Below are 26,729 nucleotides of genomic sequence, written 5' to 3'. Positions count from 1 at the left end.
CCTAGTCGAGAAAGTTCTTGAGTTCGAACACGAGTTTTTGGATGCGGCCCGAGATCACCGGTGTGCCCATGGCCTTGAAGCGTTCCCGGAACCAGGGATTCACGCTCTGCTGGCCGGAGCTGTTCACCGAGCCGACGGGGATGAGCTTCACGCCGTTGCGGTGCACGGCCTGCATGCTCTCGTACAGCGGCTGGGAGCGGTCGAACTCGTAGAAGTCCGAAATCCACACCAGCACGGTGTTGGTCGGGTCGACGATCTTCGGCTGGGCCATCGCCATGGCGACGGGGCCGTCGTTGCCGCCGCCGAGGTTGGTGCGCAGCAGCACCTCGAACGGGTCGTGCACCCACGGCGTCAGGTCGATGGCGCGGGTGTCGTAGGCGATGAGGTGCACGTCGACCTTGGGCAATCCGGCGAAGATCGAGGCCAGGATGGTGCAGTTCACCATCGAGTCGACCATCGAACCGGACTGGTCGACCACCACGATCATCCGGGCGGGCACGGTGCGCTTGGCGGTTTGCCGATAGAACAGCCGATCCACGTAGAGGCGCTCGTCCTCCGGATTCCAGTTGGTGAGGTTCTTCCAGATCGTGCGATCGACATCCAGATTGCGCAGGATGCGTTTCGGCGGCACCGAGCGATCGACGGTGCCCGCGGTGGTCTGCTGCACCTGGGTGCGCAGCACCTCCGCGACCTGGTCGACGTAGCGGCGGATGAGCGACTTGGCGTTGGCCAGCGCGACGCCCGACAGGTTCGTCTTGTCGCGCAGCAGCTGTTCGATCAGCGACATGCTCGGCGTCAGTTGCGCCGAAAGCGCGGGATCGGCGAGCACCTCGCGCAGCCGCATCCGCGAGACCAGGTCGGCCTCGAGGTCGCCGAGCACGGCGCGCACATCTGCGCCGCAGTCCTCGCCGAGCATGCGCCGCAACCAGCCCGCATCGCGCTGCCAGCCCGCCAGCTGGGTCGCGCTGACCGTGCCGCCGCCGGTCGCGAAGACGTTCAGCAACAGCTTGGATATCAGAGCGGCCGAACGCACTTCGCCGGAGCCGATGGTCGGATCGGCCTCGGTCTCCTCGGGCCGCACCGGAGTCTCGTCCGCGTCCTGCTCGGCCGATTCCAGTGCGCCGTCCGCCGATTCGGCCGCCCGCACGTGGGCGCCGAGCCCGTCGAATTCGGCCCCCAGATCGGGGAACCGCTGCACCACGTTGTCGATCGAGACACCGGGGTCGAGCAGCACCGCGGGCAGGCCGAGGTCGTCGACGATCGCCACGCTCGACGTCTCCAGCGCGGGCTGCGCCTCGCTGTCGAAAATGCCCGCGAGCAGGCGCCAGTAGAGGATCTGCCGTCGAGTCTCGTTGCTGTCGGTCATTTTCTCAGCAGCCGTCCCGCTCGTTCCCTGAGCACCGCGACCGCGTCGCCCGACTTCGCTTGTGACTTGGCCGCTTTCGGGTCCGTCACGCCGCAGGCCCAGTCGCCGCCGTGCACGTCGACCTCCACGCCTTTGGTCTTCTTGCGCACGGCGAGCGGCCGCAGCGACCAGCGCCCGGCGTCCCAGCGCAGCAGGCCGAGGCAGGTCGATGAGCCGTTCACCGCGGCGGGCGTCAGCGGGCCGCAGGTCGGCAGCCGGTCGAGTTCGAGGACGAGCCGGTGCCCGTCCAGCTCGAGTGCGCCGTCCTCGACCTTGTAGCCCTCCACCAGGACCGGCTCGGACAGGTGCACCGGATCGCGATCCAGCGGGGGAGTGGCCGGGGCCAGCGCGCTCGCCAGACCGATGCGTGCCGTGGCGAACGGATCGGCGCTCGCGCCGAGGCGGGCCGACTCGTCGTGCCAGATCAGGTCGCCGCTCGCGGTCATCGGCATGCCGTCGATGTCGAGACCGAGCCGCTCGGCCATCGCTTTCAGCAGCTGCGGATGCTCGGGAAACAGCTGCCAGATCGCGGGCCCGACGATCGTGTCGACCTTGGCCGCGGCGATGCTGACCCGCACCCGCCGCGTCTGCCCGCCCGCCGTCTCCAGCAGCGCGTACAGCTGAGCCTGCACCGCGGTGCCGTGCTCGTGCACGTCGACGCCCAGCGGAAGCAGCCGCCCGGAGACCGCGGCAGTCTCGGCGAAACCGCTTGTGCGCCAGGACAACAGCAGCGCGCGCGCCCACAGGTCCGCCCAGCGCCGGGCGGGCAGCCGGTCCAGCGTCGCCACCGGAGAGCCGGCGCGCAGCTCGGCCGTCAGGCCGTCGAGCAGGACGGCGAGCCTGCGTAAGGCCGGTTCGGCGAGCAACGCTTCGACCGTCTGATCGGCGGCCGAGACGAGGTCGTGGTCGACGCCGCGCCAACCGGTGATGGCGACCTCCTGCAACCAGGAACGAGTGCCCGCCGCCAGGTTGTGCGGCGTGTGCGGCGCCTCGGGCTGCTCCCACGCGGCGCGTTCGCGCCCCAGCGCGGTGTCCACCCGGTCCAGCAGCGCGTCGTGTACGGCGCCGAGCAACGCGGCGCGTCCGCCCGCCAGCGCGGACAGCTCCTCGGGACCGATCGAGCCCGCGCCGAGTTTCGCGACCGCCTCGGCGATCGACGGTCCGAGCGGGGATCCGCCGAGCGCGGCGGCGAGGCTCGCCAGCGCGGCCGTGTGTTCGTCGGTGAGCCGCGCGAATCCGTGCACCAGCGCGGTGTCGAATCCGGTCACCACATCGAGCGTTTCCGGCACACCCGCCGGCGGCTCGAGCAGTTCGGCCAAATGCACGCCGAGCATCAGCGGCTCACCCCCGTCGCGGGAAACCACTGCAACTCGGGGATCGGCGCCGTGGCGCCGGGCAGCTCCAGATACGCGAGATGGCGCAGGAAGCGGCTGAATACGACGGCGGCGGGCGCGGGTTCGTGCGCGCAGTTCAGCGCGGCGCGCAGGCTCGCGCCCTCGGCGATCTCTAGGCCCAGGTAGCGGGCCACCTGCCCGGCGCCGTACTGCACCACAGCCTCGTCCAGCAGCGCGTCGATGTGCTTGCACGGAAAGGGTCCGCGCAGTCCGCCGCACGGCCGATTGTTGTTGGTGCTACAGCTGAGTCCGTGCGTCTTCGCCGACACCGACGAGACGTACACCCGCGCGATATCCGATCCGCTCGACACCACGCCCTGCAACCGCCCGTCCGCCATCTCGACGAAGGGCACCTTGGCCAGTTTGCGCGGCGCCACGACGGGCAGCGTCTGCACCACCGCCGCCCGCTCCCACTCGCGGTCACCCGAGTCCATCGCGTTCCCTCCCGTTTCTCTCCATGACCGAAAACCTACGCGAACCCACCGACAAGTTCGGGGCCCGCTTGTCGATCTTGTGAACAGCGACAACCTCTGTCCCGCAACCGGTTTCGGTATCGATGAAGTTGTCGGTAGGGGCTGCTAATCTGCCGCTGGGCGACGCTGCGCCCGGGTCCGTGGGAACCCGTGAGGAGCGCCCCGGCGGCGCGTCGGGGCGGCTGCTCGCGGCGCGGCCGTGGTATCGAGGACGGATGACACCGACGCGCTCTTCCTACGATGTCGTCATCGTCGGCGGCGGCCACAACGGCTTGGTCGCCGCCGCGTACCTGGCGCGAGCAGGCCGCTCGGTGCTGTTGCTCGAGCGGCAGTCGCACACGGGCGGCGCGGCGGTGTCGGAACGCCCGTTCCCCGGTGTCGACGCTCGGGTATCTCGGTATTCGTATTTGGTCAGTCTGCTGCCCGCGAGCATCGTGCGCGATCTGGGCCTGCGGTTCCAGACCCGCCGCAGGCGGATCGCCTCCTATACGCCGGTGGGCGACGGGGGGCTGCTCGTCGACACCGGATCCGAGGCGCGCACCAGGGCGAGGTTCGAACGTCTCACCGGCTCCGACCGCGATTTCGAGGCGTGGCAGCGGTTCTACGCGAGCACCGGACGGATGGCGCGGCGGGTGTTTCCCACCCTGACCGAACCGCTGCCGACCCGGACCGAACTGCGGCGCGTCGTCGCGGACGACGCGCTGTGGGACGCGGTCTTCGAACGGCCGCTCGGCGAGACGATCGAGGCGACCTTCGCCGACGACACCGTGCGCGGCGTGGTGTTCACCGACGCGCTGATCGGCACCTTCGCCCACGCGCACGACCCCTCGCTGCGGCAGAACCGCTGCTTCCTCTACCACGTGATCGGCGGCGGCACCGGCGACTGGGATGTGCCGGTGGGCGGCATGGGCGCGCTCACCGACGCGCTGGCGGACGCGGCGCGCGCCGCGGGCGCCGAACTGGTTACGAACTGCGCGGTGACCGGCGTCGACAGCGACGGCGTCGCCGCGGAGGTGCGCTACGAGGGCGGTGCGGTCGGCGCGCGGCACGTCCTGGTGAACGCCGCGCCGCAGGAGCTGGCGCGCCTGCTCGGCGCACCGGAGGAGCCGAAACCCGAAGGCTCCCAAATGAAGGTGAACATGGTGCTGCGGCGACTGCCGCGCCTACGGGACACCGCGGTCGATCCCGCCGAGGCCTTCGCCGGTACCTTCCACATCGCCGAATCGTATGCGGGACTGGAGAAGTCCTACCGTGAAGCGGAGGCTGGGCGGATGCCATCGGCGCCGCCATCGGAGATCTACTGCCATACCCTGACCGACCCGTCGATCCTGTCCGCCGACATCGCGGCCCACGGCATGCACACGCTCACGCTCTTCGGATTGCACACTCCCGCACGGCTTTTCCGTGACAACCCGGACGCTGCCCGTGCCGCCGCGACGAAAAGCGTGCTCGCGCAACTGGACCGGGTGCTGGCCGAGCCCATCGCCGAGTGCCTGGCGCAGGACGCCGACGGCGCGCCCTGCCTGGAGGTGAAGTCCCCGCTCGATCTGGAGCGCGAGGTCGGGCTGCCCGGCGGCCATATCTTCCACCGCGATCTGGCTTTTCCCTATCGGGAGGACGAGAGCGCGACGGATCCGGCCGGACGCTGGGGCGTCGCGACCGGGGTGCACAACGTGTTTCTGTGCGGCTCGGGCGCGGTGCGCGGCGGCGGCGTCAGCGGCATCCCCGGGCACAATGCCGCGCGGGCCGTCCTCGAGTCGTGACACGCCCGGGCGCGTCTGCCGGATATTTTCCAGCGACCCTCGCCCAGCTGCCCGCGATCACCGGTCCCGGCCGCACATCAGCGAACCATCGGATACCGCAACACCATCGGCTGTACAGTCACCGCGACGCAGCCGTTTTTTGCTCAGGAGCCACCATGGCAGACAAGCGCCCCATCCGTACCGACGTCCCGCATTCGGCGCGAATCTGGAACTACTGGCTGGGTGGCCGGGACTACTACGAGGCGGATCGGCTAGCCGGCGAAGCCGGTGTCGCGGGGTATCCCGAGATCAGGACGCTGGCGATGCAATCGAGGCAGTTCCTGATCCGGGTGGTGCGGTATCTGGCGGCGGAAGCGGGCGTCCGTCAGTTCCTCGACATCGGCACCGGGCTGCCCATCATGCAGAACACGCACGAAGTGGCACAGTCCGCTGCCCCCGACTCCAGGATCGTCTACGTGGACAACGATCCGCTCGTCCTCGCGCACGCCAGGGCGCTGCTGGTCAACACCACCGACGAGGGCGTGACCACTTATCTCGAGGCCGATTTCAACGACCCCGAGGCGATCCTGGCCGACGCGCGTCACGTGCTGAACTTCAGCAAGCCGATCGCGATCATGTACATCGGCGTGCTCGGGCACGCGCGCAGCTACGACCAGGTGCGGCGCGTGGTGAACACCATGATGGACGGTGTGCCCTCGGGCAGCTACCTCGCGCTCTGCGACGGAGCCACCGACGACAAGGCGTACGTGCGGATGTGCGAGAACTACGCCAAAACCGGTGGGGTGCCGTACTTCCCGCGCAGCTCCGCCGAGATCACCGGCATTTTCGACGGTCTGGAGCTCGTCGATCCCGGCGTGGTGCCGATCAACCACTGGCGCACCGACGCCGCCGCCGAGGGCGTGCGCGGCGCCTCGGCGTGGGGCGGCGTCGGCCGCAAGCCGTGACGGTCGGCATCCACACCGAATCTCCACCGGCTCGACCGGGAATCGGCGCAACTCGTTCGTAGGGTTGCCTGCATGGTGATCGAACAGCTCGGAACGAACGAATTCGCCCGGTGGGTGGGGGAATTCGAGGCCAAGGCGCGCGCGAGAGCGGCGGCGGGCGACCCGGACTGGAGTCGCGGAGCCCGCCTGCATCCCGCGATCGTGCGCAGTGTGCAGCGATTCCAGGTCGGCGAGAGCGGGGACGGCGCGGACCTGGTCGCGAAAGCCGAACGCGCCGGCGATCCGGTGTACACCGCGGCGGTCCGGTTGTTCGTCGAGGAGGAACGCAACCACGCCCGGCTGCTCGCCCACCTGCTCCGTGCTGCGGGCCGACCGACCATCGCGCACCACTGGACCGACGCCGTGTTCGTGCGGCTGCGCCGAGCGCTGGGTCTGCGTCTGGAACTGATGGTGCTGATGGTCGCCGAAGTCGTCGCGGTGCAGTACTACCGGGCGCTGCGCGACGGATCCGACGATCCGCTCACCACCCGCGTCGCCACGCTGATCCTGGACGACGAACGTCGGCACGTGCCCTTCCACACCCAGCGGCTGCGCGCGGCGTTCGCGGACGCGCGTCTGCCGACTCGCCTCGCGGTGCGCGCCTTCTGGTGGACCGTGCTGGTCGGAGCGACCCTCGTCGTCGTCCACGACCACGGTCCCGCGCTGCGCGAACTGGGTTGCCCCCGAGGTGAATTCGTCCGCGAGACGCTGGCTCTCTTCGCTACGATCGTGCCGACGGCCGTGCACGGCCGACGATGACGCGGGCTATTCGGTGCGGCCGCCGATTCGGCGGGTCAGGGTGTCGGCGGTGGCGCGGACGCGGGCGGCCAGCGCGGTCCAGTCGGCGTCGCAGGGGCGCCGGGCGCACCGGTGGCGAAGGGTCACGCTGACGGCGGCGATGGGGTGGTGATCGTGATCGAAGACGGGGTAGGCGACGGAGGCGAAGCCGGGGGTGACGTGGCCGTCCTCGCAGGCCCAGCCGCGACGGCGTTCCTCGGCGAGGACACGGCGCAACGCGGCGAGACCGGCCGGACCGCGGTCGGTGCGGGTCACGAAGGACGCGGCGGTGGGGAAGAGAGCGCGCACGTGCGCGGCGGGCAGGTGCGCGAGGATGGCGCGACCCGAGGCGGTCAGGTGCGCGGGCAGCCGGACCCCGACGTCGGTGACCAGGGTTTCCGGCCGTGCCGGGCGCTCCTTGACGAGGTACAACAGCTCGTTGCCGTGTAGCACGCCCAGATGCGCGTTGTGCCCGACCTGCTCGACGAGTTCGCGCAGCAGCGGACCGGCGAGGCGCTCCAGCGGATCGTGCCGGAGATAGGCGGCGCCGAGCTCGAACGCGGCGATGCCGAGTCCGTAGCGGCGCTCGGCGGGCAGGTGCGTGACGAAGCGGGCCTGGGCGAGCTCGGCGAGCAGGTGATAGGTGGACGAGCGGGGCAACCCGAGCTCGCGCGCGATGGCGGCCGCCGACACCGGACCGGGTCTGCCCGCGAGTAGCCGAAGCACCGCGAGCCCGCGGCGCAGTGCGGGAATGTCGCTGCTCGCGCCCACGGTGCCTCCTCGGCTTGTCTGGGATATCAGACCGAATCCGGCGTGGCCTCATTCTCCACCGGCCGTCGCGGTTGTGGAATGGAAACCATGCCGGATATCGCGCAGCTGCCGACCGTGGTGATCGACGGGCCGCTGACCAGGGCGCAGGTCGTCGCGGTCGCGCGCGACGGCGCTCGGGTGAGCCTGAGCGCGGCCGCCGAGCGGCGGCTGATCGCCGCCCGTCAGCACGTCGACGCCTTGGCCGAGGCCTCGACCCCGACCTACGGCGTGTCCACCGGATTCGGTGCGCTGGCGATCCGCCACATCCCCCCGTCGCGCCGCGCCGCGTTGCAGCGATCGCTGATCCGCTCCCACGCGGCGGGCGCGGGCGACGCGGTCGAACGGGAGGTGGTGCGCGCGCAGATGGTGCTGCGGCTGCGCACCCTGGCCTCCGGCCACACCGGAGCCCATCCGGAGACCGCGCACACGCTGGCCGCTCTGCTCAATGCGGGGATCACGCCCGTGGTGCACGAGTTCGGCTCGCTCGGCTGCTCCGGCGATCTCGCGCCACTGGCCGCCGTCGCGCTCACGCTGATGGGCGAAGGCACCGTGACCGATGCCGAGGGAAACCTGGTGGACGCGGAAAAAGCGTTGCACGACAACGGAATAACGCCCGTGATCCTGGCGGAGAAGGAAGGACTCGCCCTCACCAACGGCACCGACGGCATGCTCGGCATGCTGGTGCTCGCGCTGGCCGACCTGCACCGACTGCTCGACGTCGCCGATATCACCGCCGCGATGAGCGTGGAGGCGCTGCTCGGCACCGATCGCGTCTTCGCGGGCGACCTGCAAGCGCTGCGCCCCCATCCGGGTCAGGCGTACGCGGCGGCGCGCATGCGGGCCGCGCTCGCCGGTTCCGAGATCGTGGCCAGTCACCGGGAATGCCATCGGGTGCAGGACGCCTATTCGCTGCGCTGCGCGCCGCAGGTGCACGGCGCGGCCCGTGACACCGTCGCGCACGCGGAGACGGTGGCCGACCGAGAACTCGCCGCCACCATCGACAATCCGGTCGTGCTGGCCGACGGCCGCCTGGAATCCAACGGCAATTTCCACGGCGCGCCGTTGGCCTACGTGCTCGACTTCCTGGCCATTCCGGTCGCCGACGTCGCGAGCATGGCCGAACGCCGCACCGATCGCATGCTGGATGTCGCTCGCTCCCACGGACTTCCGGCGTTCCTCGCCGCAGACCCCGGCGTCGACTCCGGGCACATGATCGCCCAGTACACCCAGGCGGCCGTGGTCGCCGAACTGAAGCGGATCGCGGTGCCCGCCTCGGTGGATTCCATACCTAGCAGCGCCATGCAGGAGGACCATGTGTCGATGGGCTGGTCGGCCGGACGCAAGTTGCGCGTCGCGGTGAACGGGCTGACCACCGTCCTCGCGGTCGAGTACCTCACCGCGGCCCGCGCCCTCGATCTGCGCGCCCCGCTGCGCCCGGCGCCCGCCACCGCCGCCGCCGTCGCGCTGTTGCGCACCAGAGTCGAGGGGCCGGGCCCGGACCGGCATCTGGCTCCCGAGATCGCGGCCGCCGCGGACTTGATCCGCGAGGGTGCGCTGCTGCGGGCGGTCGCACCGCAGGTGGCCGCGGACCCGGCGCCCGGCGAACGGAGGCAGTGATGACGACGGAGCACCCGACCGTGCGGGCGGCGCGCGGCACCCGCCTGACGGCCCGCACCTGGCAGACCGAGGCCGCGCTGCGCATGCTGCACAACAACCTCGACCCCGAGGTCGCCGAACGCCCGCAAGACCTGGTCGTCTACGGCGGCACCGGGAAGGCGGCCAGGGACTGGGCCAGTTTCGACGCCATCACCCGCACCCTGACCACCCTCGCGCCCGACGAGACGCTGCTGGTCCAGTCGGGCAAGCCGGTCGGGGTAGTGCGCACGCACGAATGGGCGCCCCGGGTGCTGATCGCCAACTCGAACCTCGTGGGGGACTGGGCGACCTGGCCGGAATTCCGCAGGCTCGAGGCGCTGGGGCTGACCATGTACGGGCAGATGACGGCCGGTTCCTGGATCTACATCGGTACCCAGGGCATCTTGCAGGGCACCTACGAAACCTTCGCCGCCATCGCCGACAAGCGGTTCGGCGGCACGCTCGCGGGCACGCTGACGCTCAGCGCCGGCCTCGGCGGAATGGGCGGTGCGCAACCGCTGGCCGTCACCATGAACGGCGGTGCGGCATTGATCGTCGAATGCGATCCGGCGCGGGCGCGGCGGCGGCTGAAGGACCGCTACCTGGACGAGATCGCGGACGATGTCGACGACGCGATCCGCCGGGTGACGGCGGCCCGGTCGCAGCGAAAGGCGTTGTCCGTCGGGCTGATCGGCAACGCGGCGGAGGTGCTGCCGCGCCTGGCCGCGGCGGACCTGCCCGCCGACATCGTCACCGACCAGACCTCGGCGCACGATCCGTTGTCCTACCTGCCCCGCGGAGTCGAGCTGGCCGACTGGCCCGGTTACGCGGCCCGCAAGCCGGACGAATTCACCGAGCGCGCAAGGGAATCCATGGTCGAACACGTCGACGCCATGGTGGGCTTCCTGGACCGTGGCGCGGAGGTCTTCGACTACGGCAACTCGCTGCGCGGCGAGGCGCGGCTCGGGGGCTGCGCCAGAGCCTTCGACTACCCGGGTTTCGTGCCCGCCTACATTCGGCCGCTGTTCTGCGCGGGCAAGGGGCCGTTCCGCTGGGCCGCGCTGTCCGGCGATCCCGCCGACATCGCCGCCACCGATCGCGCGATCCTGGATCTGTTCCCGCACAACGAATCCCTGCGCCGGTGGATCGCCCGGGCCGGTGAACGCGTCGCGTTCCAAGGGCTGCCCGCGCGGATCTGCTGGCTCGGCTATGGCGAGCGGCACCGTGCGGGTCTGCGGTTCAACGAGATGGTGGCCGCCGGTGAGTTGAGCGCACCGATCGTGATCGGGCGCGACCATCTCGACGCGGGCAGCGTCGCCTCGCCCTATCGCGAAACCGAGGCGATGTCGGACGGTTCCGACGCCATCGCGGACTGGCCGCTGCTGAACGCGTTGGTGAACACCGCCTCCGGCGCCAGCTGGGTGTCCATCCACCACGGCGGCGGCGTCGGCATCGGCCGGTCGATCCACGCCGGGCAGGTGTGCGTGGCGGACGGCACCGAGCTGGCCGCACAGAAGCTCGAGCGGGTGCTCACCAACGATCCGGCGATGGGTGTGCTGCGGCACGTGGACGCGGGGTACGAGCGTGCGCGGTCCGTAGCGGACGTCGAGGGGTTGCGAATTCCGTTGCCGGGCAACGACTGAATTCAGCGAGCGGGGAAGCGCAGGATGCGATCGTCGCCTCCGCGCGCGTCGCCGCGGCCGTCGGTGTTCGAGGTGGTCATCCACAGCGCTCCGTCCGCGGCGACCTCGACGGTGCGCAGTCGGCCGTAGCGCTCCTCGAACATCGCGCGCGGCTCGCCGACCGAGCCGTTCACCAGCGGTACGGTCCACAGCCTTTCGCCGCGCAGCGCCGCGGCGTACAGGGTCTCGCCCGCGATCGCGATACCGGACGGGGACGCCTCCGCCGTGGTCCAGGTGACCACAGGGTCGACGTAGCCGCGTCCCGCGCCGCCACCACCCTCGACCGCGGGCCAGCCGTAATTGCGGTTCGGTTCGATGAGATTGACCTCGTCCAAACGATTCTGGCCGAACTCGGCGGCGAACAACCGTCCCGCGCGATCCCAGGCGAGGCCCTGCACGTTGCGGTGACCGAGGCTGTAGACCGGTGAGCCCGGGTTCGGATTGCCCGGCGCCGGTTCGCCTTCGGGCGTCAGACGCAGAATCTTGCCGTTCGGCGAGGCGGGATCCTGCGACAGCGCGCTGCGCGCCGCGTCGCCGGTGCCGACGTACAGCATGCCGTCTGGGCCGAACGCGATCCGCCCACCATTGTGGTTGCCCGCCTTCGCGATTCCCTCGAAGACGACCTCCGGTGCACCGTCGAGCCGGAAGCGCACGATCCGGTTGTCCGTGTCCGCGGTGAAATAGGCGTAGACGTAGCGGTCCTCGGAGTACCGCGGCGACACTGCGAGGCCGAGCAGACCGCCTTCTCCGCGCGCGACAACGCCGGGCACCTCGTACACCTCTTCCGGCGCCCGGCCGGGAACCACCCGCATGATCTTCGCGGTGTCGCGCTCGGCGACCAGCGCGGCGCCGTCGGGCAGAAATGCCAGCCCCCACGGGACGTCGATCCCTTGCGCCACTTCCTCGGGAGCGGCGAGATCGGGCACCCCCGACGGACTGCTCGCGACGGTGGTCGTGACGACCGGCGAAGACTCCCGGTCCGTTTCGGAACGCTCCCCTCCACACCCGCTCACCGCCGCCAGGACGAGCAGCGCGGCGCAGACCGCCGCCCGCCGATTCGTTCGCACAGGTCCCATCACTCGTTGCTCCCTGTCCGCCCGGTGGGCATGGTCGTCGACCATCACCCACCGAATCGAGTCCATTCTCCGCTGATGCGCGTCGCCCCCGAGGCAGGACCGCTCGGAGAACGCCGCCCTCATCCTGCCCCGACCTCGCGGCGACGCCCGCTACGCCACGCGGGATCGAAGAGCCGTACTCCGTAGTCTCGCGCAGAGGCTAGAGCCGAGCCTGCCGTTTTTCCAGCGCGCCGTAGATCAACCGTCGCGCCCCTTCGCCGGTCACCGACAGTGCGGCCAGCTCCGCGAACATCCGGGCGTAGATCGCGATCTCGCGCGGCTGCGTGATCGTCAACTCCGCGGTAATCGCCTCCGCCAGCACCATTCGCTCGTCGAACATGACGAAATTCGTCACCTGCATGGGCAATTCGGCGTTTGCCGGGATGATGCCGAGCAGCACGCGAGGCAGGCCGATGACCGCCGAAAGCCGGTCCAACTGGCCGACCATCACCGAATCACCGCCGACCGTGGTCGACAACGCCTGCTCGGCGACGAGGATGTGGAACCGGCGGTCTCCCTTGTACAGAAGCTGCTGTCGCTCCAGGCGCTTGGATACGCCTTCGTCGAGATCGTCCGGGACACGGAAGAAGTCGATGTATTTGCTCAATACGGCCTCGGCGTACTCCGCGGTTTGCAAGATGCCGGGGACGATGTGCGGCTGGAAGATGCGCATCATTCGAGACGCCTCCGCCATCCTCACCGCCGCGTGCTGTCGCCGCTTGGTTCCGGTGCTGAGAATCTTGCGCCACTCGAGATAGGCGACGTCGATGTCGTGCAGGGTGGCCAGCAGATCCGGGAGTTGATCAGCGGCGTCGCAGAACTGGCAGTAGGCACGGATGTCGTCGTCGGACGGGCTGATCCGGCCGAACTCGATCTTGGAAACCTTGGACTCGTGCCACCCGGACAGGGTCGCGAGCCGCCGGTTGGTGAGCCCCGCTGTACGGCGAAGCTCCCGAAGCCGCGCTCCGAGAGCTTCCCGCGCGTCGTGCACGCTGTTCGTCACCGGTCGGCATACTCCTGGTACGGGATCGCTTGCGCCCACAGTCGCCTACGCACGCCTTGGCAGTACTCGACGATCCGCGGATCGGTGGTCACGCCGAGACCGGCCGGCGCTCCTGCCGCGTCCGTCAGGTTGTAGACGACGCGTTCGCCATCCATCAGCCACCAATCATCCGGGGGCACTTCTCCGGCGACGTGGCGGGGGAGGTACCGAATGTCTTCCCCCGCATCGACATTGTGCACGGTCACCGACAACAGCCAACGCTGATACTCCGAGTGCGGGACGGTGACGACACGGACCCGGCTCACCGAGACGCCGCGGCCGGTGGTTTCCCGCATGAGGTCCTGCCATGGAGTACGCGGATCCACCGGCGGCTCGCCGTCGAGAAACCGGCGCAACCTCTCGGACTCGTCCGGCACGGCGTACGTGTCCCGGACCTCCAGATGGAACGCGTCCCGCTCGACCTCGCGGAACAGTTTCTGCCACAGCTCCGGTTCATCTGTGGGCCGCAGTCGCACCGTAGAACGTCCTTCCCAGCTTGGGCACCTCGATGGCCGTCTCGTCCTCGGCCAGGTCGAGTTGGGCCAGCGTCTCGGTCTCGGTGATCGGCCTGCCGGAGAGGAGGAACGTGCCCCGCCCGGTATCGGTCATGGTCGCACCGATGAACGTGTCCGGCTGCGCGAAACCGGTCAGCAGATGCGGGATTTCGACGGTGCCGTCCTGGTTCGTCTGCCATCCCTGCACGAGATATGACTCCCGGTCCGTCGCGAACAAGGACGGACAACCCCCGCTGTCCGATCCGCCTTTGCCGAGGAACTGTAGGCGCATTGTGTCGACCCCCTGCTCAGTTCTGTGCACGAGTCTTCTCATGCGTGGTTCACGATCCACCCGGTGAAGCGCGCTGTCCAGCGAAAACCGAATTTTTGCAAACTCGAGCACACTCCTGGTCTCGCTGCCTGCGAGGTGTCTAACGTCCTGTGCAAGCAGGGTGCCGGGCGATCCGACCCGCACGGATGCGATCCAACTGGAAACGCCCAAGTGGTCGAGGAGGACTCATGCGCAGCTACCTGGTCAAGGTGCACTGCTGCGGCACCCGCTGGATCGTGCATGTTCCTGCTCTGGACCGCTGGACCCTGGTCACCGAGAAGTCGTCCATCAAGCGGATTGCCCGCCAGATGATTTCGACTCTGACCGGGGCGGAACCCGGCTCGTTCGAACTGGATCTCCTCGAGGGACGTGCACTGTCGACGGTCGACGAGTTCGCCGCCGATCCCGGTGCGCTCCGCCGTTGGGACTCTGCGCCGACCACGGCCCCGTCGCGGTAGCCGACGGACTCGCCGCACTGCTCGGCAACCACCGCGAAGTGTGTGGACCTTGTACGAGACCGGCTTTCGGTCTGGTCAAAGGGCGTCGAGGGCAGCGAGGACTTCGAAGGCGGTGTCGGCGGTGCGCCAGAGGAGGTCCATCTCGGTGCGGACGGTAGGGGCGAGGGCGGGGTCTTGGAGGGCGAGGCCGTTGCCGAAGATGACGACGTTGGCGCCGGCGTCGGCGAGGCGAAGAAGGGGGACGGTCGCCACGCCCGCGCCGAGCACGGCGTCGAGACCTTCGCCGAGGAAGTAGAAGCGCCAGAGTGGGCCGAGGTCGCCGCCGTAGGTCGCCTTGGTCGCGTCGACGAGGAGGAAGCCGTTCGTCGCGATCGCGTCGACGATGCGGAAGTAGTCGGGGCCGTTGGCGGTGGTGCCGCGCACCGCGGCGACGGAGAGTGAGAGGTCGACGGTGAGGTGGGCGTTGTAGCCCGCCATCGCCACCCGGGCCGCGGACAGGTGGCACTGCTTGGTCAGCGCGAAGTAGTGCGCCCACTGCGGTTCCGCTGCGGCGCCGGTGAATTCGGCGTGTACGGCGCGCAGGAAGCGGGACAGCAGGTCGAGGCTGATGTTGTGCGCCCACTCGCGATCGTCGAAGGCGGCGGGGTCGCGTTGCAGCGGCATCACCGCGGACTGCTCGACGATGTCGAGTCCCAGCGCGAGCAGTCCGCGCCGGTCCCCGTGTTCGACGAGGATCTCGGCGATGCGGTGATGGTTGTCGACCGCCGCTTCCAGCCGTTGCATGGACGTACCGGTCAACGCGGTCGTGTCGGAGAGTTCGATGATGGTGTCGATCGCGTCGGCGGACAACGGTGTGCCGCAGGCGGTGTCGAGCGAGTACGCGTGCGCGGCCGACGGCGTTGGCAGGCCCGCCACCAATGCGGCGACGAGCGCCAGCGCGAACACCAAGGCGCGCAAGGGAACGATCCGGTCGACGACACGCGTGCTCGGCGAATTCATCCGTCCTCCGTCAAAGCTGGAGCAGCCCAAAGCCTAACCGAAACAGCCCACCGAAGCGGATTGCGTCAGCCCTTGTGCAGCGTGCCCGCGATGGTGCCGCCGAACACGCCGGGCGTGCTGTAGGACAGCGAACCGTCCGATTGCAGCCGCACCGTCGAGATGGAGCCGTCGTCGACGCAGTCGGTGGGACTGTCGGCGCTGAGCCGCGCGACGAAGGTGAGCTGAGTTTCGGTGGCGGCGGTGAGTCGTTCGATCCGCCCGCAGCGCTGCCGGGACACCTTGCCGGTGTTCGACGAGGTGGCGACCTCCGCGCCGACTTCGCCTTCCTTGATGGTCAATTCGATGTCGAAGGTGATGAGGCCGTCCGCGGCGCTGCCGCGCCAGGCGCCGACGAAGGCCGTGGGCACATTCGATACGGAGGCCCCCGCCTCGGTGGTTCCGCTTGCGACCGTGGTCGTGCCGCCACCGCCGGTGTCGGAGTTCCCGCGCAGCTGACCACCGATGACGAACGCGCCGATCGCGACCACCACGCAAACCACCAACAGTCCGGCCAGCAGTGGACCGCGGCGGCCAACCCGCGCGCCTCCCGAATTGGCGCCTGTGTGCTGCCGGTGCGGAATCGAACTCTGTGCCGGAGCGGGCCCCGGTCGTGAGGCGGCGTGCTGCCAACCTTGGTGCGACCGAGATTCCGCGTGATCCCCGTGTACTCGATGCGGTGACGAATCCATGCGCTGCCACTGCGGCGCAGGCGTTGCCGGGTGCTGCCACTGCGCAGGAGCGGCGTCGCTCGGTCCGGAATACTGCCAAGGCTGTCGACTCCCAGGGGCTTGCGGATACGAGCCGGCCGACGACGCATCCCCGCGCACGACCGAATCCCCTTGCCGCCAGCCGCCGAAACCTTGCCCGCCTTCCGACGACAGTGCGGTCTGCGACCACTCACCCAACTGCACCGGCCCGGAATCCAGATCGAGCAACCGCACCGCGCGCACGCTCACCTCTTCCAGCACCGGAGGAGGCAACCACCCGGCCCGCTCCGGCACACCGAGCGCGGCCAATTCGTCCAGCAGCTGCCGCGGCGTCGGCCGGGCGGCGGGATCCTTTGTGAGGCAAGCCGCGACGAGCGGCCGGACCCGCTCCGGCACGGCGTCGAGCCGCGGGTCCTCGTACACGATGCGCCACAGCATGTGCACCGTCTCGCCCGTGCCGAACGGCCCGTGTCCGGCGGCCGCGAAGGCCAGCACGCCGCCGAGCGCGAAGACATCGCTCGCCGGACCGACCGGTTCGCCGGTCACCTGCTCCGGGCACATGAAACCCGGTGAGCCGATGACCTTTCCGGTGGTGGTGAGCGCGGTGTCCTCGACGGCGCGCGCGATACCGAAATCGATCACCTTCGGCCCGTCCACCGCGAGCAGCACGTTGGAAGGCTTCAGATCGCGATGGACCACCCCGGCCTCGTGCACCGCGATCAGCGCTTCGGCCAGGCCGCGGGCCAGCACCAGCAGAGTGGGCTCGGTGAAAGTGCCGAACCGTTCCACTGCCTCCGACAGCGCGAACCCCGCGACGTATCCCGTTGCCAGCCAGGGCGGGTCGGCGTCCACGTCGGCGTCGAGCACCGGTGCGGTGAACTGTCCGCCGACCCGCCGTGCCGCCGCGACCTCGCGCCGGAACCGGGTGCGGAATTCGTCGCCGCCCACCAGATCCGGTCGGATCACCTTCACCGCGACGGTGCGCCCGCCCGCGTTGCGCCCGAGATAGACCCGGCCCATTCCACCTGCGCCGAGCACGCCGAGGAGCCGGTAGTCGCCGATCCGTCGCGGATCGTCCATGCCGAGCGGTTGCATCGCGAAGTCGGTTCCCTTCGAATGGTCGAACATCGAAAGGCTACCGACCGTCACCCGGCAACCCGAACGACGCGGCGACCCCATTTCGACGGGCAGCCGCGCCGCGCGGGTATCAGAGCTGGGACTTGACCTTGTCCGCGATGAGTTCCAGGTGCGCCAGGTCGTCGAGATCCAGGATCTGTAGATAGATTCGGCCCGCGCCGATCTCGGCGTAGCGGCCGATCTTGTCGACCACCTCGTCGGGCGAGCCCGCCAGACCGTTGGTCTTCAGCTCGTCCACCTCGCGGCCGATGGCCGCAGCGCGGCGGGCCACCTCGGCATCGCTCGCGCCGACGCAGACAACCAGCGCGTTGGAATACACCAGCTCGTCGGCGCGCCGCCCGTAGGTCTCCGCCGCGGCGCGGACCCGCTCGAACTGGCGGGCGCTGTCCTCCAGCGAGGCGAACGGCATGTTGAACTCGCTCGCGTACTGGGCGGCCAGCCGCGGCGTGCGGGTGGCGCCGTGGCCGCCGATGAGCACCGGCACCGGATCCTGCACCGGCTTGGGCAGCGCGGGGGAGTCGGTGAGCTGGTAGTGCTTGCCCTCGAAGCTGAAAGTGTCACCGGGCTTGGTCGCCCAGAGACCGGTGACGATCGCGAGCTGTTCTTCGAAGCGCGCGAACTTGTCCGACGGGAACGGAATGCCGTAGGCGGCGTGTTCCTCGGCGAACCAGCCGCTGCCGAGCCCGAGCTCGACTCGGCCGCCGGACATCTGATCCACCTGCGCGACCTGGATCGCCAGCGGGCCGGGCAGCCGGAAGGTGGCAGCGGTGACCAGCGTGCCGAGGCGGATCCGGCGGGTCTCCCTGGCCAGACCGGCGAGGGTGATCCAGGCGTCGGTGGGACCGGGCAGACCGTCGGAGTCGCCCATCGCCAGATAGTGGTCGGAGCGGAAGAACGCGTCGAACTCCAAGTCCTCCGCAGCTTTCGCGACGTTCAGCAGGGTGTCGTAGTCCGCGCCCTGCTGCGGCTCGGTGAAGATGCGCAGTTTCATGGCATCCATCGTGCCCGAGGCATGTGCGCACCTCGGACCGCGGCCCTCCGGGAGTGGTCGATGCCACTAGGGTCGGCTGCGAGCCGCCGCGTCGTCGAGGAGGACATTCGTGACCGAAGCCCGAGCCCCGCGCGTCGTCGTCATGGGCGTCGCCGGATCCGGCAAGTCGACCGTCGGTGACCGGCTCGCGCACGCGTTGCGCGTCGAGTTCGCCGAGGGCGACGACTTCCACCCGCCCGCCAACGTCGCCAAGATGCGGGCGGGCGAACCGCTCACCGACGTCGACCGCGCCCCCTGGCTGGACCGCATCGCCGCCTGGCTGGCCGAACAGTCGGGCCGCGGCGGCGTAGTCAGCTGCTCGGCGCTGAAGCGCGATTATCGGGATCGGATGCGGGCGGCCGCGCCCGACGTTCTGTTCCTGCACCTGACGGCGACCCGCGAGGAGCTGGCCCGCCGGATGTCCACGCGCCGCGACCATTTCATGCCGCCGAGCCTGCTCGACTCCCAGCTCGCCGCCCTGGAACCGCTCGCCGCCGACGAGCGCGGCATCGTCGTCGACGCGACCCGCGCGCCCGCGGACCTGGTCCGGGAGACGATCGCGGTCCTGGACAGCGGTCGGCCCGCCTAGCGCACGGCGGGCGGCGCGCATTCTCCCGACACCACCGGCAGACAGATCCCCGTCGCGTCCGACAGCATCAGCCCACCGCCCACGACCAGCGCGGCGACCGCGACCATTCCGAAGAACAGCACCCACAGCAGCCCGGGAAGGTGGGTGAGCCGGGCCAGCTGATCGGCATCGGAGTCGACGTTCCCCGGCTGTCGCCAGCGGTGCACTCGCCCGCGCTGCATCTCGATGACCGGACGAAGACCGGCGAGCAGCAGGAACCACGCGGCGAGATAGGCGAACGCGGCCTGCACCGTGTCGGTGCCGAACCAGGACACCGCGAACACCATCGCGCCCACCGCGAAGACCGTGAAAAGCCCGTAGATGTTGCGGACCTTGATGAGCACGGCGGCGAGCAGCGCGATGGAGGTCCACAGCATCAGCGTGATGCGATCCGCGCCGAGCAGCGCGGCGAAACCCAATCCGAGCAGCGGCGGCGCGGGGTAGCCCGCCATGGCGGTGAGAATCATGCCGGGGCCGTAAGGTTTTCCGCTGGAGACGGTCAGCCCCGAGGTGTCGGAGTGCAGCGTGATGCTGTTGAGCCTGCGGCCGGTGAGCAGCGCGCTCAACGCGTGCCCGCCCTCGTGCGCGATGGTGACGACGTTGCGGGTGAGCCGCCACAGCGGTCCGTAGCCGACGAGCACCAGCGCCGCCACCCCCGTGACGACGACCAATTGCCAAGGTGGTGGGGTCTGCGTGGTGGTGAGTCGATCCGCGATGGAGGCGCCGCGGTCGACCAGTTCGGCGGTGTTCACCGCCGCACCCTATCGGTCGCGCGCCGCGACCGCATCGGGGACGAATGCCCCTCGGCGGTGTTCAGAGGAGTCGCGCGGTCCCGGACTCGGCCGATCGGCGGGCCGCCGCGAGCACCCGAAGCGCCGCGACGGCGTCGCGCGGGTCGACGGGGACCGGCGCGCCGTCCAGGATCGCGGCGGCCATCTCGGCGTAGAAGGCCGGGTAGTCGCCCGCCAGCGTCGGGTGCGGTGCGAGATCCGGTTCGGCGCCGAGCAATCCCCACCGCTCGGATTCGACCGTGCCCCAATCGTCCTCGCGCGGGTCGCGACCCGCGCGCAACGCGTCTTCCTGCGGGTCGAGACCGTAGGTGACGTATCCGGCGTCCGCGCCGAGCACCCGGAAGCGCGGACCGAGCTGGGGCGCGACCGCGCTCATCCACAGGTGCGAGCGAACACCGTTCTCGTGGGTCAGCGCGAGGAAGACGTCGTCGTCGGTCTGGATGCCGGGGCGGCGACGATCCAGCTCGCCGTACACCGAGCGGACCGGGCCGAACAGCGTCAGCGCCTGATCGACCAGGTGACTGCCGAGATCGAAGAGAATTCCCGCGCCATCGGCGGCGGTGCCGATCTCACGCCAGCCGCCCTTCGGCACCGGACGCCACCGCTCGAACCGAGACTCGAAGCGCCGCACCGCGCCGAGCCCGCCGCTCTCGACCAGCTCGCGGACCGTCCGGAAATCGCCGTCCCAGCGCCGATTCTGGAAGACCGACAGCGCGACACCCACCCGTTCGGCGTGCGCCACCACCTCCTCGGCCTCGTCGACGGTGACGGCGAACGGCTTGTCCACCACCACCGGAATCCCCGCGTCCAACGCCCGCGCGGCCAGCGGCGCATGGGTGCGGTTGGGCGTCGCGACGACCACCAGGTCGATGCCGCGGATGTCCTCGAACAGCGCGTCGACATCGGGGAGGACCCGCACCCCGTCGTGCGCGCGGCGGGCCTGCTCGGCGCGTTCCGCCGACCCGGTGACCACCGCCGCCACCCGCATCCGGGGTTCCGCGGCGATCAGCGGCGCATGGAACACCGCACCGGCCAAGCCGTATCCGACGACTGCCACCTCCAGGCTGCTCATCCTCCCGACGCTACCGCCACAGGCAGCAGCCAACCCGCGCCCACCGGGACCACACGGTGAAGCTCTTGACAAGTTATACATACATGCTTACATGTATCCCATGAAGCGATCGGTGGTCGAAGCACGGGAGACGCGGGCGAGCATTCTGGCGGCGGGCTTGGCGTCGTTCGCCGAGCTCGGTTGGGAGCGAACGACATTCGTCGGCGTCGGAGCGCGGGCGGGGGTGACCCGCGGCGCTGTTCATCACCACTTTCCCGACAAGGTGTCGTTGCTGACGGCGGCGCTGGACGAAGGCTGGGCCGATGCCGCCGCGCCGTTGTTGGGAGCGCTCGCCGTCGCCGACATCCCGGGAGCGGAGCGGCTGGTCGGATTCGTGTCCGGTTATGTGCTCGCGTTGACCGGTGACGACCGGTTCCGGCGGTTGGCGATCGTGTCCACGATCGTGGCGCCCCAGGCGGTCGCGCTCGAAGCGGGGCTGGCGGCCAAGCGGCGCGGGATGTCGGCGTGGGAGGACGGAATCCGGGAGGCGTTGACCGACACGGTCTTTCGCCCCGGCGTCACCGCCGATGTCGCGGTGATCGCGCTCGTGACCCTGATCCACGGATTGACGATGACCGCGGCGACCCAACCCGAGTCGCTGCCCGCCGACGCCGCGGGCGCGCACGGGCTGGCCACCGCCTGCGTCCACGGTCTGGTGGCCTGAACCGACCGGACCCATACCCATCCGGCCGCATCCGCGCGCCGGATTCGAGCGACCCGCCGGAAGCGGGTCGCGTTGCAGGAAGGCAACTTCAGTGTCTGCTCGTCCGAGCGATAATTCTTCGACCGCGGCGGTGATCGTCGCGTGCCTTGCTCTGTTCACCGATATGTTCATCTACGGCCTGGCGATCCCGGTATTGCCGCTGTTGTCGGCGACCGTGGACGCCGGCCCGGCGGCGACCGGGTTGCTGTTCGCCAGCTACGCCGCCGCGATGCTGTTGGCCACACCGGTGGCCGGAGCGCTCGTCGACCGGCACGGTCCGCGTATGCCGCTGTTGATCGGCTTGTTCGGGCTGGCCGCTGCCACAGTGCTTTTCGCGTTCGGCGCGCCGTTCTGGTTGCTGCTCGTCGGCCGCACGTTGCAAGGGTTGGCCGCGGGCATGGCATGGGTGGCGAGCCTGTCGCTGATCGCCGCCACGGTGCCGTTGGCCAAACGCGGACCGGTGATGGGCGCGGCGATGAGCATGATCAGCGTCGGCATCCTCGCCGGGCCCCCGGTCGGCGGGCTGCTGGTCGAGCACTTCGGCACCGTTGTTCCGTTCTTGCTCGCCGCTGGACTCGCGGTCGTCGACGGTATCGCGCGCGTGGTCTTCGTCCGGGTCGATCATGTCGGGACGGACGATCCCACCGGGCCGCTGGCGGTGCTGCGGGTACCCGGCACGATTCCGGTCGTCGTGGTGGTGCTGATCAGTGCCGCGATGATCGCCGCGATCGAGCCGGTGCTCCCGCTGCACCTGACCCGATCCTTCGACACCGGCCCGGTGGGCATCGGTCTGTTGTTCGGGCTGACCGTCCTCGTCGGCGCCACCCTCAACCCGATCGTCGGTGCGCTGATCGGCAAGATCGACGCCCGCTTGCTCGTCACCACCGGCATCCTCGTCGCCATCGCGGGCTTGGCGCTGCTGGCGGTCGGCGCCCAGCGATGGCAGGTGATCGTCGCGATGATCCTGCTCGGAGCGGCAACGGCGTTGCTCTCGGCGCCGGGCACGACCCTGATCGGGTTCCAAGGACAGCAGACCCAGCCACCCGCCCTCGGTGGCGCCTACACCTTGTTCAACCTCGCCTACGGCGCCGGGCTCATGGCTGGTCCCGCGATCGCGGGCGCACTGACCGGCGCATTCGACCTCCGGGTCGCGCTGCTCGTCGTCGGAGCCGCGATCGTCGTCGCGGGGCTCGCCGTCGTGACCGAACTCCCGACCGCCCTTGGTCTTTCGATCCACGGAGAACAAGATCCGCGAGATCGGACCGGCGCCACACCTCGGGGCTGACCCGGCCGGGGGCTCAGCTGTCGAAGGTCCCTGCCGCTAGCTACCCGGCGCGCTCGCGACCTTTCGCGATGCCCTCGAAGCCGTGCCACTGGGGCTGACGGCCATCCGGGCACAAAGTCCTTCGCGGTGAGGCATCCCGGCTCTGGTCACCCACAGCCACGCAAGACCATCCTCTAAGCACTATGGCTGCTGCGCGCCCTCCCGATCACCCCGCTACCCGACCGGCGGCACACGAGTGCGACTCGCACTACAGCGCCGGGAACCCCCTGGTTATCCCGCTCACAAAATTGGTATCCGGGATGCGAATTATCGTAGGTTCGGGGCATGCAACTCACCCGGTTCACCGACCTCGGACTGCGAGTCGTCATGCGACTCGCGGTGGTCGGCGATGGTGATCGTCCCGGTAGCCGCGAGATCGCCGACGAGCTGGCGGTGTCCTACGCCCACGTGGCGAAAGTGATCACCCGGCTCGGCGAACTCGGGGTCGTGGACGCGCGCCGCGGGCGCAGCGGCGGTCTGGCCATCACCGAGCTCGGGCGCACCGCTTCGGTCGGCTGGCTGGTGCGTCGTCTCGAAGGCGAGGGTGAAGTCGTCGAATGCGAGGGTGCCCATCCGTGTCCGCTGCGGGCGGGCTGCCTGCTGCGCTCGGCGTTGCGCCGTGCCCAGGAAGCCTTCTTCGAGTCCCTCGACGCCCTCACCATCGAAGACCTCACCCGAACTCCCACGCGCACAGTACTTCTCGCTCTACCTCGGGTGGGCGAGACGAGCTCCGAGATTTCTGCAACGAATGGAGAATGACATGCTCTCGGCGACCACGACGGAGACCATCCGCGCCACCCTGCCCGCGGTGGGCGCCGCTATCGAGGACATCACGACGCTGTTCTACCGCAAGATGTTCGCCGCCCATCCCGAACTCGAACGCGACCTGTTCAATCGCGGCAACCAGAAGCAGGGCGGGCAGCAGAAGGCGCTCGCCGGCGCCATCGCGGCCTTCGCCGCGCTGCAACTGGAACCCGATCAGGCTCGTGTCGACCTGATCTTGTCGCGGATCGCGAACAAGCACGCCTCCTTGGGAATTCAGCCCGCGCAGTACCAGATCGTGCACAAGTATCTGTTCGAGGCCATCGTGGAGGTTCTCGGTGACGCTGTCACCGCCGAGGTCGCCGCGGCGTGGGACGAGGTGTACTGGCTGATGGCCGAGACGCTGATCGCGATGGAAGCCGGGCTGTACCGGGCCGCGGGTGTCGCCGACGGTGACGTGTGGCGGCAGGTGCGTGTGCGCGAGCGTCGCCACGAGTCGGCCGACGCGGTCTCTTTCGTGCTCACCTCCCTCGATGGCGCGCCGCTGCCGTCCTTTTCGCCAGGGCAGTACTTGTCGGTGGGCGTTCACCTGGCGGACGGTGCGCGTCAGATCCGTCAGTACAGCCTGTCCTCCGCGCCGTCGAGCGGGGACTGGCGCATCACCGTCAAGCGGGTCGACGCGCACACTCTGCCGGACGGCTCGGTCGCCCCGGCCGGTGAAGTGTCGAACTTCTTGTACCGCAACGTCTTCGAAGGCGACGTGCTCGACGTCACCACCCCGTTCGGTGATCTCGTCCTGCAAGACGACGACGCGCCGCTGCTGCTGATCTCGGCGGGTATCGGATGCACCCCGATGATGGGCATGCTCAGCCACCTCGCCGACACCGCCGACCCGCGCTCGATCTCGGTGATCCACGCCGATCGCGCGCCCGCCAGCCACGCCCACCGCGCCGAGCTGGCCGAGCTGGTCGACCGGCTGCCGTTCGCGGTCATGCACCGGTGGTACGAGGACCTCGGCGCCCGCCGCCCCGAAGACGGACTCCGGGAAGGCCGCGCCGACCTCGGCGAGATCACCATCGCCGAGGACACCCACGTATACCTCTGCGGGCCACTGCCTTTCATGCTCGGCATGCGCGAGGCGCTACTGGGCAAGGGCGTCGCCGCAGGGAACATCCACTACGAAGTCTTCGGGCCGGACAGCTGGGCGGCCGCCCCGGCGTAGGCGGTGGTGGGTATCGCGCCATCGCGGTGGTGCGGGGGTGCCAGAATGCTGGGTATGCGAGGTCCATCGGCCGACGACGGCTCCGACGACAGGTCTCCCGTCATCGGAGCCCTGGCCCAATCACGGCTGCGGGAGCTGCTGGGTGAGGTCCAGGAGCGCATCGCGGAGATCGTGGGTGTGCGTGATCAGATGGACCGGCTCATCGAGGCGATGCTGGTGGTCACCGCGGGCTTGGACCTGGACAACACGCTGCGCACGATCGTGCACGCCGCGATCGAGTTGGTCGATGCCCGCTACGGTGCGCTCGGTGTCCGCGAGACCGACAAGAACTCCCACCAGCTGGCGGAGTTCGTCTACGAAGGCATCGATGACCGCACGCGCGTGCTGATCGGTGATCTGCCGCGCGGGCACGGGGTGCTGGGGTTGTTGTTCGAACAGCCCAAACCGATCCGGTTGGCGGACATGTCCGCCCATCCGTCCTCGGTGGGCTTCCCCGCTCATCACCCGCCGATGAAGACCTTCCTCGGCGTCCCGGTCCAGGTCCGTGACGAGATCTTCGGCAACCTGTATCTCACCGAGAAGGCCGGTGGCCTGGAGTTCACCGAGGACGACGAGGTCGTCGTGCAGGCGTTGGCGGCCGCGGCGGGCATCGCCATCGCCAACGCCCGCCTCTACGAGGCATCGCGGATCCGCCAGCAATGGTTGGAAGCGACGCAGGATGTGGCGACGGTCGTGCTGGCCGGCGGAGACCCCGACGAAGTCCTCGAACTGATCACCGCACGCGCGTTGACGGTGACCGCGTCGGCGTGTGCCTATCTCGCCTTGCCCGAGGACCCGGACATGCCCTCGGAGGACGTCGGCGAACTGGTGGTCGTGTCGGCGGCCGGGCTCGACGCCCAGCAGCTCGTCGGACAGCGGATCCCGGTGCACGGGTCCCGCACGGGCGCGGCGTTCCGTGACGAGCAGTACGTGCCCGCCGAGGGACCCGGCGGTGTCGCGGAGCTCGATTCGCCAGGAAAGTACGGTGCCGTGCTGACCTTGCCGCTGCGGGCGGGGCAGTCGGTCATCGGCGTGCTGACCATCCTGCGTTCGGCCGAGGTGCCCGCACTCGACGCGGCGGGGCATTCGATGATGAGCGGCTTCGCCGACCAGGCCGCGCTGGCGTTGGAGCTGGCCAACACCCAGCGCCGCATGCGCGAACTCGACGTGGTCTCCGAACGCGACCGCATCGCCCGCGACCTGCACGACCACGTCATCCAGCGGCTCTTCGCCGTCGGGCTCTCCCTGCAAGGCACCGTGGCTCGCGCCCGCACGCCAGAGATCAAAGCCCGCCTCACCGACACCATCAACGATGTCCAAACCATCGTCCAGGACATTCGCCACTCGATCTTCGACCTGCACTCCAGCACCGCTGCCGAGGCGCCGGTCCTGCGTAAACGCCTGCATGCCGTGGTCGCGGAAATGACCGCCGACACCGACCTGCGCACCTCCATCCGCATGGCCGGACCGGTATCGGTCCTGACCCCCGCTATGTTCGACGACCTGGAAGCGGTGCTGCGCGAGGCGTTGAGCAATGTGGTGCGCCACGCCCGAGCCACGGCGGTGTCGGTCAAGATCGCCATCGGCGACGACGTCGTCCTGGAAGTCACCGACAACGGCATCGGCCTGCCCGACGAACTCTCCCGCCGCAGCGGCCTGGCGAACATGGCCGCCCGGACCCGCGAAGGCGGCAGCTTCAGCGCCGACAAAGCCTCCGGCGGCGGTACCGTCATCCGGTGGTCGGTACCGCTGCCCGTGGTATCGGTGAACGGCGCCGGTAACCCGCGACCCACGACACCGGACGACACGACAGAACACTGATTCCGGAGGGAACTGCTGCCTTTGCGGGGGCGCCCGGATCGATTCGGGTCGGCG

The 26,729-nt window shown here is 69.6% G+C and carries 25 protein-coding genes; 12 read left to right on the top strand and 13 right to left on the bottom strand.

Going from position 1 to position 26,729, the window contains the following annotated elements; genetic code table 11:
• Position 1 precedes the first annotated feature (1 nt).
• From ABZV58_RS26895 to ABZV58_RS26885, 3 genes are read right to left on the bottom strand one after another with little or no spacing between them, the layout of a single operon-like run.
• Complete coding sequence (locus ABZV58_RS26895; RefSeq protein WP_355002939.1) at positions 2–1,366, bottom strand: VWA domain-containing protein; 1,365 nt, start codon at positions 1,364–1,366, stop codon at positions 2–4.
• Positions 1,363–2,739: a hypothetical protein gene (locus tag ABZV58_RS26890; RefSeq protein ID WP_355002938.1), complete on the bottom strand. Its 1,377-nt coding sequence runs from the start codon at positions 2,737–2,739 to the stop codon at positions 1,363–1,365. Before ABZV58_RS26890 ends, ABZV58_RS26895 begins: the two co-directional genes overlap by 4 nt.
• The gene (locus tag ABZV58_RS26885) at positions 2,739–3,233 is read right to left on the bottom strand and encodes a hypothetical protein (RefSeq protein WP_355002937.1); all 495 of its coding nucleotides are present in this window, start codon (positions 3,231–3,233) and stop codon (positions 2,739–2,741) included. Before ABZV58_RS26885 ends, ABZV58_RS26890 begins: the two co-directional genes overlap by 1 nt.
• A 254-nt stretch (positions 3,234–3,487) precedes the next feature.
• On the opposite strand from ABZV58_RS26885, the gene ABZV58_RS26880 reads away from it, so the two are divergent.
• The 3 genes from ABZV58_RS26880 to ABZV58_RS26870 all read left to right on the top strand — a co-directional run bounded on the left by ABZV58_RS26880 (position 3,488) and on the right by ABZV58_RS26870 (position 6,777).
• Complete coding sequence (locus tag ABZV58_RS26880; RefSeq protein WP_355002936.1) at positions 3,488–5,035, top strand: NAD(P)/FAD-dependent oxidoreductase; 1,548 nt, start codon at positions 3,488–3,490, stop codon at positions 5,033–5,035.
• A 155-nt stretch (positions 5,036–5,190) separates the two neighbouring features.
• Entirely contained in the window at positions 5,191–5,979 is a 789-nt protein-coding gene (locus ABZV58_RS26875; RefSeq protein ID WP_355002935.1) for an SAM-dependent methyltransferase, read from the top strand.
• Between the two features lie 72 nt (positions 5,980–6,051).
• A complete protein-coding gene (locus tag ABZV58_RS26870; protein WP_355002934.1) occupies positions 6,052–6,777 on the top strand; it encodes a ferritin-like domain-containing protein in 726 nt (241 codons plus the stop codon).
• Positions 6,778–6,783: 6 nt separating this feature from the next.
• On the opposite strand, the gene ABZV58_RS26865 is transcribed toward ABZV58_RS26870, so the two are convergent.
• Positions 6,784–7,566, bottom strand: coding sequence for an IclR family transcriptional regulator (locus ABZV58_RS26865; protein WP_355002933.1), 783 nt, complete (start codon positions 7,564–7,566; stop codon positions 6,784–6,786).
• An 87-nt stretch (positions 7,567–7,653) separates the two neighbouring features.
• Between ABZV58_RS26865 and hutH the strand changes: the two genes are divergently transcribed.
• Both hutH and hutU read left to right on the top strand, forming a co-directional pair.
• Positions 7,654–9,222 carry a histidine ammonia-lyase gene (gene hutH, locus ABZV58_RS26860; protein WP_355003092.1) on the top strand — a complete coding sequence of 523 codons (1,569 nt, stop codon included), beginning with the start codon at positions 7,654–7,656 and terminating at the stop codon, positions 9,220–9,222.
• A complete protein-coding gene (hutU, locus tag ABZV58_RS26855) occupies positions 9,222–10,883 on the top strand; it encodes a urocanate hydratase (RefSeq protein WP_355002932.1) in 1,662 nt (553 codons plus the stop codon). Before hutH ends, hutU begins: the two co-directional genes overlap by 1 nt.
• 2 nt (positions 10,884–10,885) lie before the next feature.
• Here hutU and ABZV58_RS26850 read toward each other — a convergent pair whose 3' ends face one another.
• The 4 genes from ABZV58_RS26850 to ABZV58_RS26835 form a co-directional block, all read right to left on the bottom strand.
• Positions 10,886–11,998 carry a PQQ-dependent sugar dehydrogenase gene (locus ABZV58_RS26850; protein ID WP_355002931.1) on the bottom strand — a complete coding sequence of 371 codons (1,113 nt, stop codon included), beginning with the start codon at positions 11,996–11,998 and terminating at the stop codon, positions 10,886–10,888.
• 199 nt (positions 11,999–12,197) lie between these two features.
• Complete coding sequence (locus ABZV58_RS26845) at positions 12,198–13,040, bottom strand: helix-turn-helix transcriptional regulator (RefSeq protein WP_355002930.1); 843 nt, start codon at positions 13,038–13,040, stop codon at positions 12,198–12,200.
• Entirely contained in the window at positions 13,037–13,555 is a 519-nt protein-coding gene (locus ABZV58_RS26840; protein ID WP_355002929.1) for a DUF6879 family protein, read from the bottom strand. Before ABZV58_RS26840 ends, ABZV58_RS26845 begins: the two co-directional genes overlap by 4 nt.
• Complete coding sequence (locus ABZV58_RS26835; RefSeq protein WP_355002928.1) at positions 13,533–13,781, bottom strand: hypothetical protein; 249 nt, start codon at positions 13,779–13,781, stop codon at positions 13,533–13,535. The genes ABZV58_RS26840 and ABZV58_RS26835 overlap by 23 nt, the downstream gene beginning before the upstream one ends.
• 311 nt (positions 13,782–14,092) lie before the next feature.
• Between ABZV58_RS26835 and ABZV58_RS26830 the strand changes: the two genes are divergently transcribed.
• On the top strand, positions 14,093–14,362 hold the full coding sequence (locus tag ABZV58_RS26830) for a hypothetical protein (RefSeq protein ID WP_355002927.1): 270 nt from the start codon (positions 14,093–14,095) through the stop codon (positions 14,360–14,362).
• Positions 14,363–14,437: 75 nt separating this feature from the next.
• Here the strand turns inward: ABZV58_RS26830 and ABZV58_RS26825 are convergent, their stop codons facing one another.
• The 3 genes from ABZV58_RS26825 to ABZV58_RS26815 form a co-directional block, all read right to left on the bottom strand.
• Positions 14,438–15,361: a DUF5995 family protein gene (locus ABZV58_RS26825; protein WP_355002926.1), complete on the bottom strand. Its 924-nt coding sequence runs from the start codon at positions 15,359–15,361 to the stop codon at positions 14,438–14,440.
• Positions 15,362–15,426: 65 nt separating this feature from the next.
• Positions 15,427–17,235 (bottom strand): protein kinase, encoded by a 1,809-nt coding sequence (locus ABZV58_RS26820; protein WP_355002925.1) that lies wholly within the window; start codon positions 17,233–17,235, stop codon positions 15,427–15,429.
• Positions 17,236–17,314: 79 nt separating this feature from the next.
• Positions 17,315–18,235: an LLM class F420-dependent oxidoreductase gene (locus ABZV58_RS26815; RefSeq protein WP_355002924.1), complete on the bottom strand. Its 921-nt coding sequence runs from the start codon at positions 18,233–18,235 to the stop codon at positions 17,315–17,317.
• A gap of 142 nt (positions 18,236–18,377) precedes the next feature.
• On the opposite strand from ABZV58_RS26815, the gene ABZV58_RS26810 reads away from it, so the two are divergent.
• The gene (locus ABZV58_RS26810; RefSeq protein ID WP_355003091.1) at positions 18,378–18,863 is read left to right on the top strand and encodes a gluconokinase; all 486 of its coding nucleotides are present in this window, start codon (positions 18,378–18,380) and stop codon (positions 18,861–18,863) included.
• Here ABZV58_RS26810 and ABZV58_RS26805 read toward each other — a convergent pair.
• Both ABZV58_RS26805 and ABZV58_RS26800 read right to left on the bottom strand, forming a co-directional pair.
• A complete protein-coding gene (locus tag ABZV58_RS26805) occupies positions 18,860–19,654 on the bottom strand; it encodes a M50 family metallopeptidase (protein ID WP_355002923.1) in 795 nt (264 codons plus the stop codon). The two genes, ABZV58_RS26810 and ABZV58_RS26805, sit on opposite strands and share 4 nt — an antisense overlap.
• A 61-nt stretch (positions 19,655–19,715) precedes the next feature.
• A complete protein-coding gene (locus ABZV58_RS26800; RefSeq protein ID WP_355002922.1) occupies positions 19,716–20,765 on the bottom strand; it encodes a Gfo/Idh/MocA family oxidoreductase in 1,050 nt (349 codons plus the stop codon).
• Between the two features lie 100 nt (positions 20,766–20,865).
• Between ABZV58_RS26800 and ABZV58_RS26795 the strand changes: the two genes are divergently transcribed.
• The 5 genes from ABZV58_RS26795 to ABZV58_RS26775 all read left to right on the top strand — a co-directional run bounded on the left by ABZV58_RS26795 (position 20,866) and on the right by ABZV58_RS26775 (position 26,675).
• Positions 20,866–21,468, top strand: coding sequence for a TetR/AcrR family transcriptional regulator (locus ABZV58_RS26795; RefSeq protein WP_355002921.1), 603 nt, complete (start codon positions 20,866–20,868; stop codon positions 21,466–21,468).
• Positions 21,469–21,559: 91 nt separating this feature from the next.
• A complete protein-coding gene (locus ABZV58_RS26790; protein WP_355002920.1) occupies positions 21,560–22,792 on the top strand; it encodes an MFS transporter in 1,233 nt (410 codons plus the stop codon).
• Positions 22,793–23,116: 324 nt separating this feature from the next.
• A complete protein-coding gene (locus ABZV58_RS26785; RefSeq protein ID WP_355002919.1) occupies positions 23,117–23,590 on the top strand; it encodes an Rrf2 family transcriptional regulator in 474 nt (157 codons plus the stop codon).
• Position 23,591: 1 nt separating this feature from the next.
• Positions 23,592–24,815, top strand: coding sequence for a globin domain-containing protein (locus ABZV58_RS26780; protein WP_355002918.1), 1,224 nt, complete (start codon positions 23,592–23,594; stop codon positions 24,813–24,815).
• Between the two features lie 54 nt (positions 24,816–24,869).
• Entirely contained in the window at positions 24,870–26,675 is a 1,806-nt protein-coding gene (locus ABZV58_RS26775; protein WP_355002917.1) for a GAF domain-containing sensor histidine kinase, read from the top strand.
• Positions 26,676–26,729 lie beyond the last annotated feature (54 nt).

This window comes from Nocardia sp. NPDC004654, assembly GCF_040609595.1.
Taxonomy (GTDB): domain Bacteria; phylum Actinomycetota; class Actinomycetes; order Mycobacteriales; family Mycobacteriaceae; genus Nocardia.
The sequence above is the reverse complement of the archived record's forward strand: the minus strand, read 5'-3'. Positions and strand labels throughout refer to the sequence as shown.